Origin of the sequence: Virgibacillus halotolerans, from assembly GCF_016908515.1 — a bacterium.
Taxonomy (GTDB): Bacteria; Bacillota; Bacilli; order Bacillales; family Amphibacillaceae; genus Virgibacillus_M; species Virgibacillus_M halotolerans.
In genome coordinates this window covers 803,774-817,998 of record NZ_JAFBEA010000001.1, presented here as the reverse complement: position 1 = coordinate 817,998, position 14,225 = coordinate 803,774, and the positions used below count along the sequence as shown (strand labels likewise).

Annotated in this window: 18 protein-coding genes; all 18 read left to right on the top strand. The window is 38.7% G+C overall.

Features of this window, described 5'->3' with window-relative positions; all coding sequences use genetic code 11:
- Position 1: 1 nt before the first annotated feature.
- The 18 genes from hslU to fliM all read left to right on the top strand — a co-directional run bounded on the left by hslU (position 2) and on the right by fliM (position 14,224).
- On the top strand, positions 2 to 1,399 hold the full coding sequence (gene hslU, locus JOC34_RS04685; protein WP_205135545.1) for an HslU--HslV peptidase ATPase subunit: 1,398 nt from the start codon (positions 2 to 4) through the stop codon (positions 1,397 to 1,399).
- Between the two features lie 51 nt (positions 1,400 to 1,450).
- The gene (gene codY / locus JOC34_RS04680) at positions 1,451 to 2,230 is read left to right on the top strand and encodes a GTP-sensing pleiotropic transcriptional regulator CodY (protein WP_205135544.1); all 780 of its coding nucleotides are present in this window, start codon (positions 1,451 to 1,453) and stop codon (positions 2,228 to 2,230) included.
- 324 nt (positions 2,231 to 2,554) lie between these two features.
- Positions 2,555 to 2,950, top strand: coding sequence for a flagellar basal body rod protein FlgB (flgB, locus tag JOC34_RS04675; protein ID WP_205135543.1), 396 nt, complete (start codon positions 2,555 to 2,557; stop codon positions 2,948 to 2,950).
- Positions 2,951 to 2,958: 8 nt separating this feature from the next.
- Positions 2,959 to 3,411 carry a flagellar basal body rod protein FlgC gene (flgC, locus tag JOC34_RS04670; protein WP_205135542.1) on the top strand — a complete coding sequence of 151 codons (453 nt, stop codon included), beginning with the start codon at positions 2,959 to 2,961 and terminating at the stop codon, positions 3,409 to 3,411.
- A 71-nt stretch (positions 3,412 to 3,482) separates the two neighbouring features.
- Positions 3,483 to 3,737: a flagellar hook-basal body complex protein FliE gene (gene fliE, locus JOC34_RS04665; RefSeq protein ID WP_476756228.1), complete on the top strand. Its 255-nt coding sequence runs from the start codon at positions 3,483 to 3,485 to the stop codon at positions 3,735 to 3,737.
- Between the two features lie 20 nt (positions 3,738 to 3,757).
- Entirely contained in the window at positions 3,758 to 5,362 is a 1,605-nt protein-coding gene (gene fliF, locus JOC34_RS04660) for a flagellar basal-body MS-ring/collar protein FliF (RefSeq protein ID WP_205135540.1), read from the top strand.
- Between the two features lie 12 nt (positions 5,363 to 5,374).
- Positions 5,375 to 6,388 (top strand): flagellar motor switch protein FliG, encoded by a 1,014-nt coding sequence (gene fliG, locus JOC34_RS04655; RefSeq protein ID WP_205135539.1) that lies wholly within the window; start codon positions 5,375 to 5,377, stop codon positions 6,386 to 6,388.
- Entirely contained in the window at positions 6,381 to 7,130 is a 750-nt protein-coding gene (gene fliH / locus JOC34_RS04650) for a flagellar assembly protein FliH (protein WP_205135538.1), read from the top strand. Before fliG ends, fliH begins: the two co-directional genes overlap by 8 nt.
- Positions 7,127 to 8,449 carry a flagellar protein export ATPase FliI gene (fliI, locus tag JOC34_RS04645; protein ID WP_205135537.1) on the top strand — a complete coding sequence of 441 codons (1,323 nt, stop codon included), beginning with the start codon at positions 7,127 to 7,129 and terminating at the stop codon, positions 8,447 to 8,449. The genes fliH and fliI overlap by 4 nt, the downstream gene beginning before the upstream one ends.
- Complete coding sequence (fliJ, locus tag JOC34_RS04640) at positions 8,449 to 8,895, top strand: flagellar export protein FliJ (RefSeq protein ID WP_205135536.1); 447 nt, start codon at positions 8,449 to 8,451, stop codon at positions 8,893 to 8,895. The genes fliI and fliJ overlap by 1 nt, the downstream gene beginning before the upstream one ends.
- A gap of 5 nt (positions 8,896 to 8,900) precedes the next feature.
- On the top strand, positions 8,901 to 9,500 hold the full coding sequence (locus JOC34_RS04635) for a MotE family protein (protein WP_205135535.1): 600 nt from the start codon (positions 8,901 to 8,903) through the stop codon (positions 9,498 to 9,500).
- A 32-nt stretch (positions 9,501 to 9,532) separates the two neighbouring features.
- Complete coding sequence (locus tag JOC34_RS04630) at positions 9,533 to 10,816, top strand: flagellar hook-length control protein FliK (protein ID WP_205135534.1); 1,284 nt, start codon at positions 9,533 to 9,535, stop codon at positions 10,814 to 10,816.
- Between the two features lie 9 nt (positions 10,817 to 10,825).
- Positions 10,826 to 11,278, top strand: coding sequence for a flagellar hook assembly protein FlgD (gene flgD, locus JOC34_RS04625; protein WP_205135924.1), 453 nt, complete (start codon positions 10,826 to 10,828; stop codon positions 11,276 to 11,278).
- A gap of 1 nt (position 11,279) precedes the next feature.
- Positions 11,280 to 11,654, top strand: a complete 375-nt coding sequence (locus tag JOC34_RS04620) for a TIGR02530 family flagellar biosynthesis protein (RefSeq protein ID WP_205135533.1) — start codon at positions 11,280 to 11,282, stop codon at positions 11,652 to 11,654.
- Positions 11,655 to 11,737: 83 nt separating this feature from the next.
- Positions 11,738 to 12,526 carry a flagellar basal body rod protein FlgG gene (flgG, locus tag JOC34_RS04615; protein ID WP_205135532.1) on the top strand — a complete coding sequence of 263 codons (789 nt, stop codon included), beginning with the start codon at positions 11,738 to 11,740 and terminating at the stop codon, positions 12,524 to 12,526.
- A 51-nt stretch (positions 12,527 to 12,577) separates the two neighbouring features.
- Positions 12,578 to 12,799 carry a flagellar FlbD family protein gene (locus JOC34_RS04610; RefSeq protein ID WP_205135531.1) on the top strand — a complete coding sequence of 74 codons (222 nt, stop codon included), beginning with the start codon at positions 12,578 to 12,580 and terminating at the stop codon, positions 12,797 to 12,799.
- The gene (fliL, locus tag JOC34_RS04605) at positions 12,792 to 13,208 is read left to right on the top strand and encodes a flagellar basal body-associated protein FliL (RefSeq protein WP_205135530.1); all 417 of its coding nucleotides are present in this window, start codon (positions 12,792 to 12,794) and stop codon (positions 13,206 to 13,208) included. The genes JOC34_RS04610 and fliL overlap by 8 nt, the downstream gene beginning before the upstream one ends.
- A 32-nt stretch (positions 13,209 to 13,240) precedes the next feature.
- On the top strand, positions 13,241 to 14,224 hold the full coding sequence (gene fliM / locus JOC34_RS04600; RefSeq protein ID WP_205135529.1) for a flagellar motor switch protein FliM: 984 nt from the start codon (positions 13,241 to 13,243) through the stop codon (positions 14,222 to 14,224).
- Position 14,225: the final 1 nt, after the last annotated feature.

Below are 14,225 nucleotides of genomic sequence, written 5' to 3'. Positions count from 1 at the left end.
TATGGGAATTGAATACACTCCAAAACAAATTGTGGGTCAGTTGGATAAGTATATAATAGGGCAGCAGCAAGCAAAGCGTTCAGTAGCGGTTGCTTTACGGAATCGTTATCGGAGAATGAAGCTTGATGAAACAATCAAAGAAGAAATAGTCCCGAAAAATATTTTGATGATTGGACCAACTGGTGTAGGTAAAACCGAGATCGCAAGAAGATTAGCAAAGCTTGTAGGTGCTCCGTTTGTGAAAGTAGAGGCAACCAAATTTACTGAGGTAGGGTATGTAGGACGGGATGTTGAATCCATGGTTCGTGACCTCGTTGAAATGGCTTTAAGAATGGTTAAAGAAGAAAAAATGGAAGAAGTAAAAGGGAAGGCGGAAGCAGAAGCAAACAAAAAACTTGTGAAATTGCTCGTTCCGCAGACCAAGAAACAAAATGGTACAAAGAATCCTTTTGAAATGCTTTTTTCTGGTCAGGCAAATGAGGAAGACGATGATGCCAAAGAAGAAAATAAAGATCAAGAAGTAATGAATAAGCGACAACGAATCGAGCATCAGCTCACTCTAGGGGAATTGGAAGATCACCTGGTTACAGTGGAACTGGAAGAAACACCTCCATCCATGTTTGATATGCTACAAGGATCGGGTATGGAACAAATGGGCATGAATATGCAGGATGCTTTCGGGCAGTTTATGCCAAAAAAGAAAAAGAAAAGAAAGCTTGCAGTATCTGATGCCAGGAAACTGTTAACACAGCAGGAAGCACAAAAGCTGGTTGATATGGAAGAGGCGGCACAAGAAGCAATTGAACGTGCCGAACAATCCGGTATCATATTTATCGACGAAATTGATAAAGTTGCTGCTAAACAGGATAACAGTGCAAATGTTTCAAGAGAAGGTGTTCAACGTGATGTGTTGCCGATTGTTGAAGGGTCTACCGTTGTCACAAAACACGGTCCTGTGAAAACAGATCACATGCTATTTATTGCAGCAGGAGCATTCCATATGGCAAAACCGTCAGATCTTATTCCGGAGCTGCAAGGCAGATTCCCAATTCGTGTAGAACTGGAAAAGTTGACCACTAAAGATTTCGAAAGAATTTTAAAGGAACCTTCTAATGCTTTATTAAAGCAATATGAGGCACTATTGAAAACAGAAGGTATAAATGTTGTTTTTACTGACGAAGCTATAGTAAGGATTGCAGAGATTGCATTTCAAGTAAATCAGGAAACAGACAACATCGGGGCGAGAAGGCTTCATACCATTCTGGAAAGGCTTTTAGAAGATTTATCATTTGAAGCTCCGGATATTACGATGGAGACCGTGGAAATAACACCAAGTTATGTCGATGATAAATTGAGCACGATTGTGAAGGATAAAGATTTAAGTCAATTTATACTATAACAAATACAATACACGATAATAATTATTTAATTATCGAAATGGAGGATTATTATGGAACTATTAGATCGCGCAAGAAAAATCAACGCAATGTTACAGAAAGCAACAGGAAAATCGGTGAATTTCAACGACATGTCTGCTTCATTAAGGGACGTTATTAAAGGCAACGTGTTTATCTTAAGTAGAAGAGGTAAATTACTTGGATTCGCTATCAACCAGGAGATCGAAAACGAACGCATGAAAAGCATGCTGGAAGAAAAACGGTTCCCTGAAGAGTATACACAAGGTTTATTCAGTATAGTAGAAACGACAGCTAACCTTGATATTGATAGTTCATTTACAGTTTTCCCAGTTGAAAATCGCGAGCTATTCAAAAATGGATTAACAACTATTGTACCAATTATTGGCGGCGGCGAACGTTTGGGAACACTCATTTTAGGTAGTCTGACAGAAAGCTTTAATGATGATGACTTATTACTTGCAGAGTACGGCGCAACCGTTGTTGGAATGGAAATTTTACATGAAAAAAGTGCAGAAATTGAAGTGGAAGCAAGAAGTAAAGCCGTTGTTCAAATGGCAATCAGTTCATTATCCTATAGTGAATTAGAAGCGATTGATCATATTTTCGAAGAATTAAATGGTCATGAAGGACTTCTTGTAGCAAGTAAAATTGCAGACCGAGTTGGTATAACAAGATCTGTTATCGTAAATGCTTTGAGAAAACTGGAAAGTGCCGGTGTAATTGAGTCTCGTTCCCTAGGAATGAAAGGTACTTACATTAAAGTATTGAATGATAAATTTTTAATTGAACTTGAAAAACTACGTTCAAGATAAGCGAATACTTTCTATTAAAAAAGCTGGTAACCCCAGCTTTTTTAATTTGCTTTATAACTGGGCATTAAAGACTAGCCAGTTATGCTGTTTCGACAAATGATGATAAAGAATTGATATACAACGAATAATGAGCTGTTCGTCGAATATAGAGCCCTCTCTTTTTTGTGATCAGTGTACTTAATTGTGACTTAAGAACTAACAAAAAAAGCTATTTTATTTTCTAATTGAAGAAAATGTCGAAAAATGATAGACTTTGTAGCACTTATGACTTACAATATTTGTTGGGCGTTATTTAGTTTTAATAAAAGCAAAAGGTGGATGATGATGGACTTATTTAATGGAACGATACAATCATTAGAAAATACATTGAATTATGCAACTGCGAAGCATCAAGCAATTTCATCTAATATCTCAAACGTTGACACGCCAAACTATCATTCTAAAGATGTAGCTTTCAAACATGTTTTAAATGATGTATTAACAAATGGTACAGAAGCAAAGAGAACCCAAGAAAAGCATTTAGCATTTAGTAATGATAAAAATTCAACCTATCAAACAGTAGCGAGAAATCAGACAACATTTAACCATAATGGAAATAATGTAGATATCGATAAGGAAATGGCAGACTTAGCCAAAAACCAAATTTATTATCAAGCATTAGTAGATCGTATAAATGGAAAGTTTGGTGATCTGCAAACAGTAATAAGAGGAGGTAGTTAATCATAATCATGTCAATATTTAATGCCATTAATACCAATGCCAGTGCCTTGACTGCTCAGCGTCTCCGTATGGATGTTGTTTCTTCCAATATTGCCAATGCACAAACAACTAGAGCCACTGTTAATGGTGATGGAGAAACGGAGCCGTATCGAAGGAAAATGGTTGTCATGGAACCGCAGGAGAGAAGTTTTAAATCAATCTTAGGGGCAGCTACTACAAATAATCAGACTGGATCAGGTGTAAAGGTTGCTAAAATAACAGAAGACAGCACGCCTTTTAAGCTGGAATACAATCCGGATCACCCCGATGCCAATGAAGCTGGCTATGTGCAGTTGCCAAATGTTGATCCCTTAAAGGAAATGACTGATATGATGAGTGCCACGAGGTCTTATGAAGCAAATATAACGACTTTGAATGCGAGTAAAAACATGTTGTTAAAAGCACTGGAAATTGGAAAATAAATCAATAAGGAGCAAATTATATGAGTTCATCAATACATAGTATACCTCAGTTACAAATAACCAATTCACAAATGAATAGACCTCTATCTACACCAGCAGCATCACAATCCAGTTTTTCAAATACATTAAAAGCGGCCATTGAAGGAGTAAATGACTTACAGAATGTATCAGATAAACAGACAGCTGCCTTTATTAATGGTGATAATGAAGATTTACACCAAGTTATGATCGCAGCTCAGAAAGCAAGTATTACTTTGGAGACTACGGTACAAGTTCAAAAAAAAGCAATTGACGCTTACAATGAAATGATGCGCATGCAAGTATAAGCATTTTGGTGGGGGAAATTATGAAAGAGAAAATGATGAAATGGAAAGATTCCGCAATCCAATTTTGGGAGAAACGTTCCAAAAGCCAACGGGGTATCTTTATTGGATCAATTTTAATTGTTGTAATTTTAATTGTTGGTTTAACCCTTTTTACAACGAATGCGAAATTTGTTCCTTTATATAATAATTTGTCAGTTCAAGAGGCCGGACAAATAAAAACAGAATTGGATACAAGAAAAATACCTTATGAATTAAAGGATAGCGGTACTACGATTAGTGTTGCGGAAGATCAGGTGGATGATCTGCTTGTTGATCTTGCGGGACAAGGCATTCCCGAAAGTGGGAATATAGATTACTCTTTTTTTAGTGAAAACACATCTTGGGGTATTACGGATAATGAATTTAATATTATGAAGCTAGATGCAATGCAAACAGAACTTGCCAATCTAATGAAAGGGATCGAAGGAATCGAAAATGCACAAGTGATGATAAACATTCCTGAAGAACCTGTGTTTGTAAGTGAAGAAACGGAAGAGGCCAGTGCATCGATTGTGCTAAACACAGAGCCAGGGTATCAGTTTGAAGGAAATCAGATTGATTCTCTATATCATCTCGTTTCAAAGGCTGTACCGAATTTGCCGGCTGAAAATATTGTGATTACGAATCAATACTTTGAATACTTTGATCGCAATTCAGAAAGTACATATGCTGCTCAGGATGCTTTTACACATCAGCAAACGATTAAACAGGAAATTGAGCGTGACATCCAACGCCGACTTCAGCAGTTACTTGGAGCAATGGTTGGGACGGAAAAAGTAATTGTTTCCGTGACTGCTGATGTCGATTTCACTCAGGAAAACCGCACTGAAGAGTTGGTTGAGCCAGTTGATCTGGAAAATATGGAAGGCCTTCCGGTAAGCATTGAATCCATCCAGGAAACGTATACAGGGGAGCCACTGGATGGCGGCACTGCTGGTACGGGTGAGGAAGACATAGCCAATTATCCAGGAACGGATGAAGACAGTGATGGCGATTATGAAATGGTAAAAGAAACCATAAATAATGAGTTCAATCGAATACGTAAAGATATTGTGGAAAGTCCGTACAAAGTTCGTGATCTGGGAATACAAGTTGCGGTTGATCGTGTGAAAGATGCGAGTGGTGAAGAAATTCAATATTTAACACAACAGGATGAAAATGCCGTAGAAGATGGTATTGATTCTATTTTAAATTCAATTATTGGTACATCGATAGATAAAGAATATGGTGAAGTGGATCCTGAAGAAAAAACATCGATTGTGTTTCAGGAATTCAGTGGAAATCAAACATCACCAGAAGCAGAAACAGCAGGGATTCCAACCTGGCTTTATGTTATCGGTGCGATCAGTTTACTGGCCATCATTGTATTGGTTGTGCTTTTATTGAAAAACAGAAAAGAAAAAGAAATCTATGAAGAAACCTATGTTGAAGAAAGTGTTCCAAGTGAAGCGGAACTGGACGTTCCAGATATACCAGAAACACGAGAACCAGAAGCCGTTGTTCGGAAAAAGCAACTAGAGAAAATTGCAAAAGAGAATCCGGAAGACTTTGCGAAGCTGTTAAGAAGTTGGATCGGGGAAGACTAGGGGGTAGATGAGATGGCAAAAGTGAAAGGAGCATTGACCGGCAAACAAAAGGCAGCTATTCTTTTGATTTCTTTAGGGCCAGATGTATCTGCACAAGTTTATAAACATTTAACAGAAGATGAAATTGAAAAGATGAGTCTGGAAATTTCATCTGTAAAAAGGGTAGATGCGGATCAGAAGGAAGTAGTACTGGATCAATTCCATCAGCTGGCACTTGCTCAGGATTATATTTCCCAAGGCGGTATTGGTTATGCAAAAACAGTATTGGAAAAAGCGTTTGGTAAGCAGGAGGCCTCGGAGATCATTAATCGCCTAACATCTTCCTTGCAAGTGAGACCATTTGATTTTGCAAGGAATGCGGATCCGAAGCAAGTACTCAGCTTTATTCAAGGTGAACATCCGCAAACCATTGCACTTGTCTTATCCTATCTGGATTCAGAACAAGCCGGACTAATCCTTTCGGAACTGCCACAGGACATGCAGGCAGATGTTGCGAGGAGAATCGCGACAATGGATTCTACTTCGCCGGAAATAATCAGTCAGGTGGAACAGGTTTTAGAACGTAATATTGCTTCATCATTGACAGGCGATTATACTAAAACCGGAGGAATTCAGGCAGTTGTAGAGGTGCTCAATGAGGTTGATCGTAGTACAGAGCGTACGATACTAGATACCCTGGAAATTCAGGATCCCGAATTGTCTGAGGAAATTAAGAAGAGAATGTTTGTTTTTGATGATATTGTTATCCTTGATAATCGCGCCATTCAACGCGTTATTCGAGAAGTGGAAAACGATGATCTGAAACTCGCCCTTAAAGTCGCCAGCGAAGAAGTGAAAGATGTAGTATTTAAAAATATGTCACAACGGATGGTCGAAACCTTCAAAGAAGAAATGGAATATATGGGACCTGTCCGACTGCGCGATGTGGAAGAGGCACAGATGAGAATTGTTACATCTATACGGCGTTTAGAGGATATCGGGGAAATCGTAATAGCACGTGGCGGTGGTGACGATATCATTGTCTAATTTAAATGAGCAACCGATGAAAGAAAAAAAACAGATAAAAATTAAAGCTATTGATTTATCAAAAAAGAATACTGCGCCTAGCGACCAAAATGTAGGGCAGAAATCCGAACATGAATTAGAGGAAGCGCGAAATGAACTAGAAACTATTTTGAGTGAAAGAGATATCCTCATTCAAGAGACGAAGGAAAAGGTTGAACAAGAAAAGCAACAATGGGAGTCTCAAAAAAAGCAGTGGATTGAAGCGGCGAAGGCAGAAGGTTTCCAAGCAGGATTCAGCCAGGGTAAAGATGAGGGTTTGCAGGAATATCAACAACTGTTACATCAGGCAAACGATTTAACCACTGCTGCTTTGAAGGACTATCATGCAACAGTAGAAAAAAGCAGTGAGGAAATTATAAATTTAGCTATTCATACCGCTGGAAAGGTACTGGACAAGCAATTAACAGTTGATCCAAACACCTTTTTAACAATAGTAAAGTCAGCAATAAAGGAAATTAAAGATCAGCCGATTATTTCAATTTATTTGCATCCTAGCAATTATCAGGTTGTTTTGCAACAAAAAGAAGAGATAGCACTGCTACTGGAAAACGAGGCAAAACTAGCAATTTATACAAGGGAAAACATTGCTGAAAATAGTTGTTTAATAGAACACCCTTTTGGCCAAATTGATGCAAGTGTGGATACACAGCTGCAGCAAATACGGAATGCCTTACATACGATTGCAACGGAGAATAAACAATGAACAATTTGGATGAACTAATTGCTACCATCAAACAAACAGATACTTACAAACGATATGGAAAAGTGTTACGTGTTGTCGGTCTGATGATCGAATCACAAGGACCAATAGCAAATATTGGCGAAGTATGTTACATTCATTCGTCCAATAATCGTAGGCCACCGATACTTTCAGAGGTCGTTGGTTTTCATAATGAGAAGATTGTGCTTATGCCATATGCAGAGGTATCAGAGATTGGACCAGGCTGTCTTGTTGAATCAACGGGAAAGCCTTTGAGTGTGAAAATAGGACCTAGTCTCATAGGCCAGGTGGTAGATTCATTGGGCAATCGGCTTGATGAACTGCCACTACCAAAAGGGTTAGCAAATTATTTGACAGAACAGTCACCACCAAATCCAATGCAGCGCCCGCCAATAAACGAACCAATCCAAGTCGGTGTGAAAGCAATAGATACATTGCTAACCGTTGGGAAAGGTCAAAGAATTGGGATATTCGCTGGGAGTGGCGTTGGTAAAAGTACGTTGATGGGTATGATTGCTAGAAATAGTAGCGCAGATATTAATGTAATTGCACTGATCGGTGAACGTGGTCGGGAAGTACGTGAGTTCATTGAGAAGGATCTTGGAGAAGAAGGATTGAAAAGGTCTATCGTTGTGGTGGCGACCTCTGATCAACCAGCACTGATGCGGATGAAAGGTGCATACACCGCAACAGCAATCAGTGAGTATTTTCGCGACTTGGGCTATCAGGTGAATTTAATGATGGACTCTGTAACACGTGTTGCTATAGCGCAAAGAGAGATCGGTCTTGCCACAGGTGAGCCACCAACAACCAAAGGGTATACGCCCTCCGTTTTTGCTGTATTACCCAAGTTATTAGAACGAACGGGAACAAATCAGCATGGTACCATTACTGCATTTTATACAGTTCTCGTAGATGGGGACGACATGAATGAACCAATTGCAGATACAGTCCGGGGGATTCTTGATGGACACTTTGTTATGGATCGAAGTTTAGCCGAACGCGGTCAGTTCCCGGCAATAAATGTATTAAAGTCGATTAGCAGGGTGATGAATCAAATCATTGATGATGAGCATAAACAAACGGTACAGCAAATTCGTTCACTTATGGCGACTTATGAGCAAAATAGAGAATTGATAAACATTGGTGCTTATAAACGGGGGTCAGACCAGGAAATTGATCGGGCAATTGCTTACTACCCCAAAATACAGACATTTTTAAAACAGGATGTTTTTGAATATAAAACATTGGATGAATCAATTGAAATGATGAAGGATCTGCTTAATGGAGGCATGAACTAATGGCTGAGACATTTGTATTGTCGAAAATTCTGAATGTGCGTGAAAATGAGAAGAAAAACGCTGAGCGTGAATATCATTACTCAATGAAACTTTTCGAGGAAATAGCTGAACAATTTTACCATTTACTGAGAAAAAAGGAAGATGCAGAAGCATCCTATGAAAATTATGTACATACAACAACACCAATAGACATCATTAGAGAACAAATTAGTTATATCGAAACGCTAAATAAGCGTATTTTGAAATTACAAAGTGAAGTGCAGGAAGCACGGATCAAGATGGAATCGAAGCAAATAAAATTAACAGATGCACATGTAGAAGTAAAGAAATTTGAAAATATGATTGAAGGCCGTAATCAAAAGAAAGCGGAACATCTTAAAAAAGAGGAAAATGCATTGATGGATGAAGTATCAATTCAACAATATTTATTGCATAAAAATGGGTGAAGTAGATGGCTGAAGATACCAAAAAAGAAAAGAAAAAAATGAACCCGATCTTATGGTTTTTATTTGTGATCATCGTTCCACTTTTAATTATCTTGTTCCTTACCATCTTCATCTTGTCGATTGCCGGTTTCAGTGTACTGGATTGGACCAAAGAAAAAGTGGAAGATGTTCCCATTATATCAGCGCTTGTTACAACTGAACAGGAACCAATGAAAGATCAGGAAAAAAATCAGATGCTGGATAAGCTAGCAAGTAAAGATGAGGAAATTGAACAATTAAATCAAGAGGTGGAAGATTTAGAAGCTACCATAGAAGAATTAGAACACGAACAAGCAAAGTTGGAAGGTAATTCGGATAGTGCGGAGGATACGTCAGATTCTCTTGAAGATAAACAAGCAGATAATCCGTTAAAAACAGCTTCTGGTTCCTTCAAGGATATGGACAGTGAACAGGCTGCCTTAATTATACAAAACATGGAGAAGGAGACGGCGACTGCAATATTGGAGGCAGTATCTCCAAAGGTACGGGGTAAAATAATGGAAGCAATGGATCCAGAGAAGGCGGCGGAACTAACACAGTTAATAATAGATGAGGAAGAAGAATAATCAATCCATTTCACTTGAAGGGAGGTGTACCAATGAATGCGATCGCTATGCTGTTACAACAAATGCAGCCAGCTAAAGGTCGGATGGATAGTCCAAATCAGATAATCCCGGAGACAGAGGGCTTTGTATTTCAATCATTATTAAACAATGAACAGGCTATCGAAATGAATGGCGTACTACCGGAAGCATTACTTGCAGATACTGGGGATCCAATTATATCTGATACAGATGCAATAACGGAGGAAGAAATTACGAAGAAAGTGCAACCCCATTTATTAAATTTGATGATGGACATATTTAAGCCAGAGGATTGGCAGGCTGTTGCACTGGAAAACGAGCTGGTTGATGACATGGATAGAATCGAGAACGATCATCCGTGTTTAAATTCGGAACTGCTACAAGCTGTTCAAGGTCAATTGGTGGCTGAAGAATCAGCTGAAATAAAGCAGCAGTTTACTGAAATATTTACGAAAATGGAAGCACTACTGTCACAAATCACTGGAAAACAGGATGTCACAAAAATTGCTCCTCAAATATTGCAGTTGTTACAGCAATGGTCGGATTTAGAGAAAACATCCGGGGCATCAAAAGGGATAGAACAAGTTTTAGCTGTGGAAGACCTTGAGGAAACGAAAGATGGAGAACGAGTCAAAGAATTGATACAAGCGTTTAATAAAAGGGAACATTTGGCTGAGAAACAGCAATATCACGCTGCGGCAAAAGTGACGACGAAAGATGTTTCTAAATGGATTCATATGGCATTGGAGAATCATTCGCAATCGGATCCGGTAATGAGGCATCCATCGGTTACAAATACGACATTGCCGATGTCTAAGCTTGAGCAATTTATGATTCATATTAACGAGAGCCAACCTTTGCCATCCGATAAGCAATTGTTAGAGCAGTTTCAATCGGTGCTGAAAACTAGTGCATTTTTAGCAAAGACAAATGGGATGAATCAACTATCCATTACTTTAAAACCTCATAATCTAGGGGAGATGATGGTCCGATTAACAGAAATTGATGGTGAGATGACGGTAAAAATAATCGTAAACTCTCACGCGGCCAAAAATATGCTGGAATCAAATATGCATCAACTAAGAAGTATGTTTTCCCCGCAACAGGTAGTCATTGAGAAACAGGAATTAGCATTGCAGCAAGGACACGATGTAGAACGGGAACAAAAAGACCAGCAGTTAAAGGATCAGGAGCAAAGTCAGTCTGGTCATTCGAACCAAGATGAACGTGAAAATGCTGATACAGATGATGATTTTGCAGCACAGTTTCATGAACTGTTAATGAATGAGAAAGTGTAGGTGAAAGTAATGACGACCATTGATCCAACATTATATTTAAAGAATCGACCGACAGAGAAGCCATCGGGCACAGATTTGGGTAAGGATGAATTCCTAAAAATATTGATGACACAACTACAGAATCAGGATCCATTAGACCCAATGGACGATCGAGAGTTTGTTTCTCAAATGGCTACATTCAGTTCATTGGAACAAATGATGAATATGGCTAATTCGATTGACACGCTCGTACAAAGTCAATTAATCTCTCCGGTGATCCAGTATAGTCACATGGTTGGTAAGGATGTTTCTTACGAGGCTCACGATCAGGAAACTGGAGAAAAGCTGGGTGTCATAACAAGTAAAGTTGTTGCCGTTAGTCAAGAAGAAGGCTGGGCTATATTGGAGCTTGAAAATGGGGAGGAAATATATGCGGATTCTATTTTACAGGTGAAAGCAGAAATAGATGAAGGAAGTGAGTAATATGGATCATCGCATTCATCAGGTACCAGCCCATCAAGCATTGCAGCTTCCAACAGCAAAAACATCAAAGAATGATAATCATGAAAGTTCTTTTAAAGATGTTTTAGCTGAACAACAGCAATTAAAAATCAGCAAGCACGCAACCGAGCGATTGGAGGAGAGAAATATCCACATCAATGACAAGCAATGGCAGGCAATTGGTGAGAAGATGGAAGAGGCCAAACAAAAAGGAATAACCGATTCACTCGTTGTGACCAACAAAGCGGCATTACTTGTGAGCGCGAAGAATAATACCGTTGTAACGGCAATGAACCGAGAAGAAGCAACAAATCGAATTTTTACTAATATCAATGGCACGATTTTAATCGATGAATAGGCTGGACTCAGTTAGAGAGGCCAAAAGCGCTGTTGAATGAATGATACGGCGTCAATAAAAAACCAATAAAGGGGAAAAAAGCTATGTTACGTTCAATGTATGCAGGAATTTCAGGAATGAAAGGTTTTCAAACCAAATTAGATGTCATTGGAAATAATATTGCCAACGTCAATACATCCGGATTTAAAAAAGGTCGAGCAACATTTCAAGATATGATGAGTCAAACCATGTCGGGAGCACAAGCGCCAGCTGGTGGCCGTGGAGGAGTTAATCCGATACAAGTTGGACTTGGTTCACAAGTAGGTACAATTGACAATATCCATACACAAGGATTTCTTCAAACAACAAGCAATCCATTGGATCTTGCTATTGAAGGTGACGGGATGTTCGCGGTAACTACACCAGATGGGACAGCATATACACGTTCAGGAAACTTCTATTTAGACAATAACGGAGACCTTGTTAATGCTGATGGCTATTTCGTACAGAATAGTGCGGGAGAGAAAATAAATATTCCTGATAATGCGCAAAGTATCAATATCCAAAAAGATGGAACGGTTAATTTTATTGATAATGATGGAACGAAGAGTGCTGGACAAATTGCGATAGCAATGTTTTCCAATCCTGCAGGGCTTGATAAAATTGGAAGTAATTTATTTTTAACAACAAATAACGCCGGGTATAATGGCTTAACCACTGCAGAAACAGGCGGCGCGGGCTCGATCGCAAGTGGTACCCTGGAAATGTCAAATGTTGATCTTGCTGAGGAATTTACAGAGATGATTACTGCACAACGTGGTTTCCAGGCCAATACGAGAATCATCACAACTTCAGATGAAATTCTACAGGAGCTTGTGAACTTAAAACGATAATAAGGAGGTAGGGAGTGCGTCCGCAATGGCGGATGTACTCCCGCCAATTATATGATTCAATTAACACGACTTAATGATTCATTATTCACATTGAATGCTTTATTGATCGAGCAGGTCGAAACATTACCAGACACAACCATTACATTAATAAATGGCAAAAAGTTAGTTGTTAAAAATAGGGAGACAGAAGTTGTTCAATTGATTACCGCGTTTTATCAACAAATCGGCTTGCAACAATCATTAAAGGGGGTGGATGAAGTAAATCATGCGTAAATTAGTGAAAGTCATGCTTACTTCCCTTGCGATTTTACTAGCTTGTGGCATTGCCGGGTTTATCGTCGTATTAAATATGAAGGATGAGCCTAGAGAAGGCGATGCTTCCATTGATGACGTGGTTGCTTATTCCTATGAAACACCTGAAATGACAACAGACCTAGAAGATGGCAGTTTCGTAAGGATACAGTTTCAAATGCTTACGGATGGTAAAGCCGCTCAAAAAGAAATCAGTAAACGGGATTTTCAAATAAAAAATATTATCATCAAAGAATTAGCTGAAATGGATGAAGCAGATTTCAAATCTGGATTAACTGATTTAGAAAAAATGATTCGAGATAAAACAAACGAAGTGATGACAGCAGGAAAAGTTACAGATGTATATACAATAAGTAAAATCCTGCAATAAAGGGATGTGCTCCAATTTGGAGGTGAGTAGTTTTGGATGAAATTCTTTCACAGAACGAGATTGATGCGCTTTTATCCGCAATAACTTCAGGTGAAATGAATGCAGAAGAATTAAAAAAGGAAGAACAGGAAAAAAAGGTTCGTGTATACGATTTTAAACGGGCACTTCGATTTTCTAAAGATCAGATTCGCAGTATCTCCCGAATCCATGAAAATTATGCACGGTTATTGACAACATATTTTTCCGCCCATTTAAGAACCTATGCAAATATTTCTGTTGCTTCTGTAGACCAAGTACCGTATGAAGAATTTATCCGATCTGTGCCTAAAATGACAGTGTTAAATTCATATAGCGTGGCTCCACTTGAGGGCAGACTAATTATGGAAGTAAATCCTAATATTGCTTATGCACTGTTGGATCGAATCCTTGGTGGTAAAGGAAGCGGCGTGAATAAAGCGGATGGTTTAACAGAAATTGAAACATTACTGATGACACAGTTATTTGAAAAAGCGATTGATAATTTAAAAGAAGCATGGTCAACCATCGTGGATATCGAACCGGTTTTAGAAGAACTTGAAGTAAATCCACAATTTATGCAAATGGTGGCTCCGAATGAAACAGTTGTCGTGGTTTCATTCAATACCGTCATCGGTGAGACAAGCGGAATGATAAATATTTGTATTCCACATATTGTACTTGAGCCAATTATTCCGAAACTGGCGACCCATTACTGGATGCAAACGCGAACTAAAAACAGAGACATGGAAGCATATGAAAATCTGTCAAAAAACGTCCAGGAAGCAAGCATTGACACGAAGGCAATATTGGGAGAAACAACGATTAATATTCAGGAATTTCTACACCTGAATAAAGATGATGTCATTGCATTAAATCAATCGATAGACGATCCGCTTTTACTGGCAATAAATAACGAGCCTAAATTTTATGTTCAGGCCGGTAAGTATAAAAACAAAATGTCAGTACAAGTATTGGAAGAAATAAAAAAGGGGGAATGAA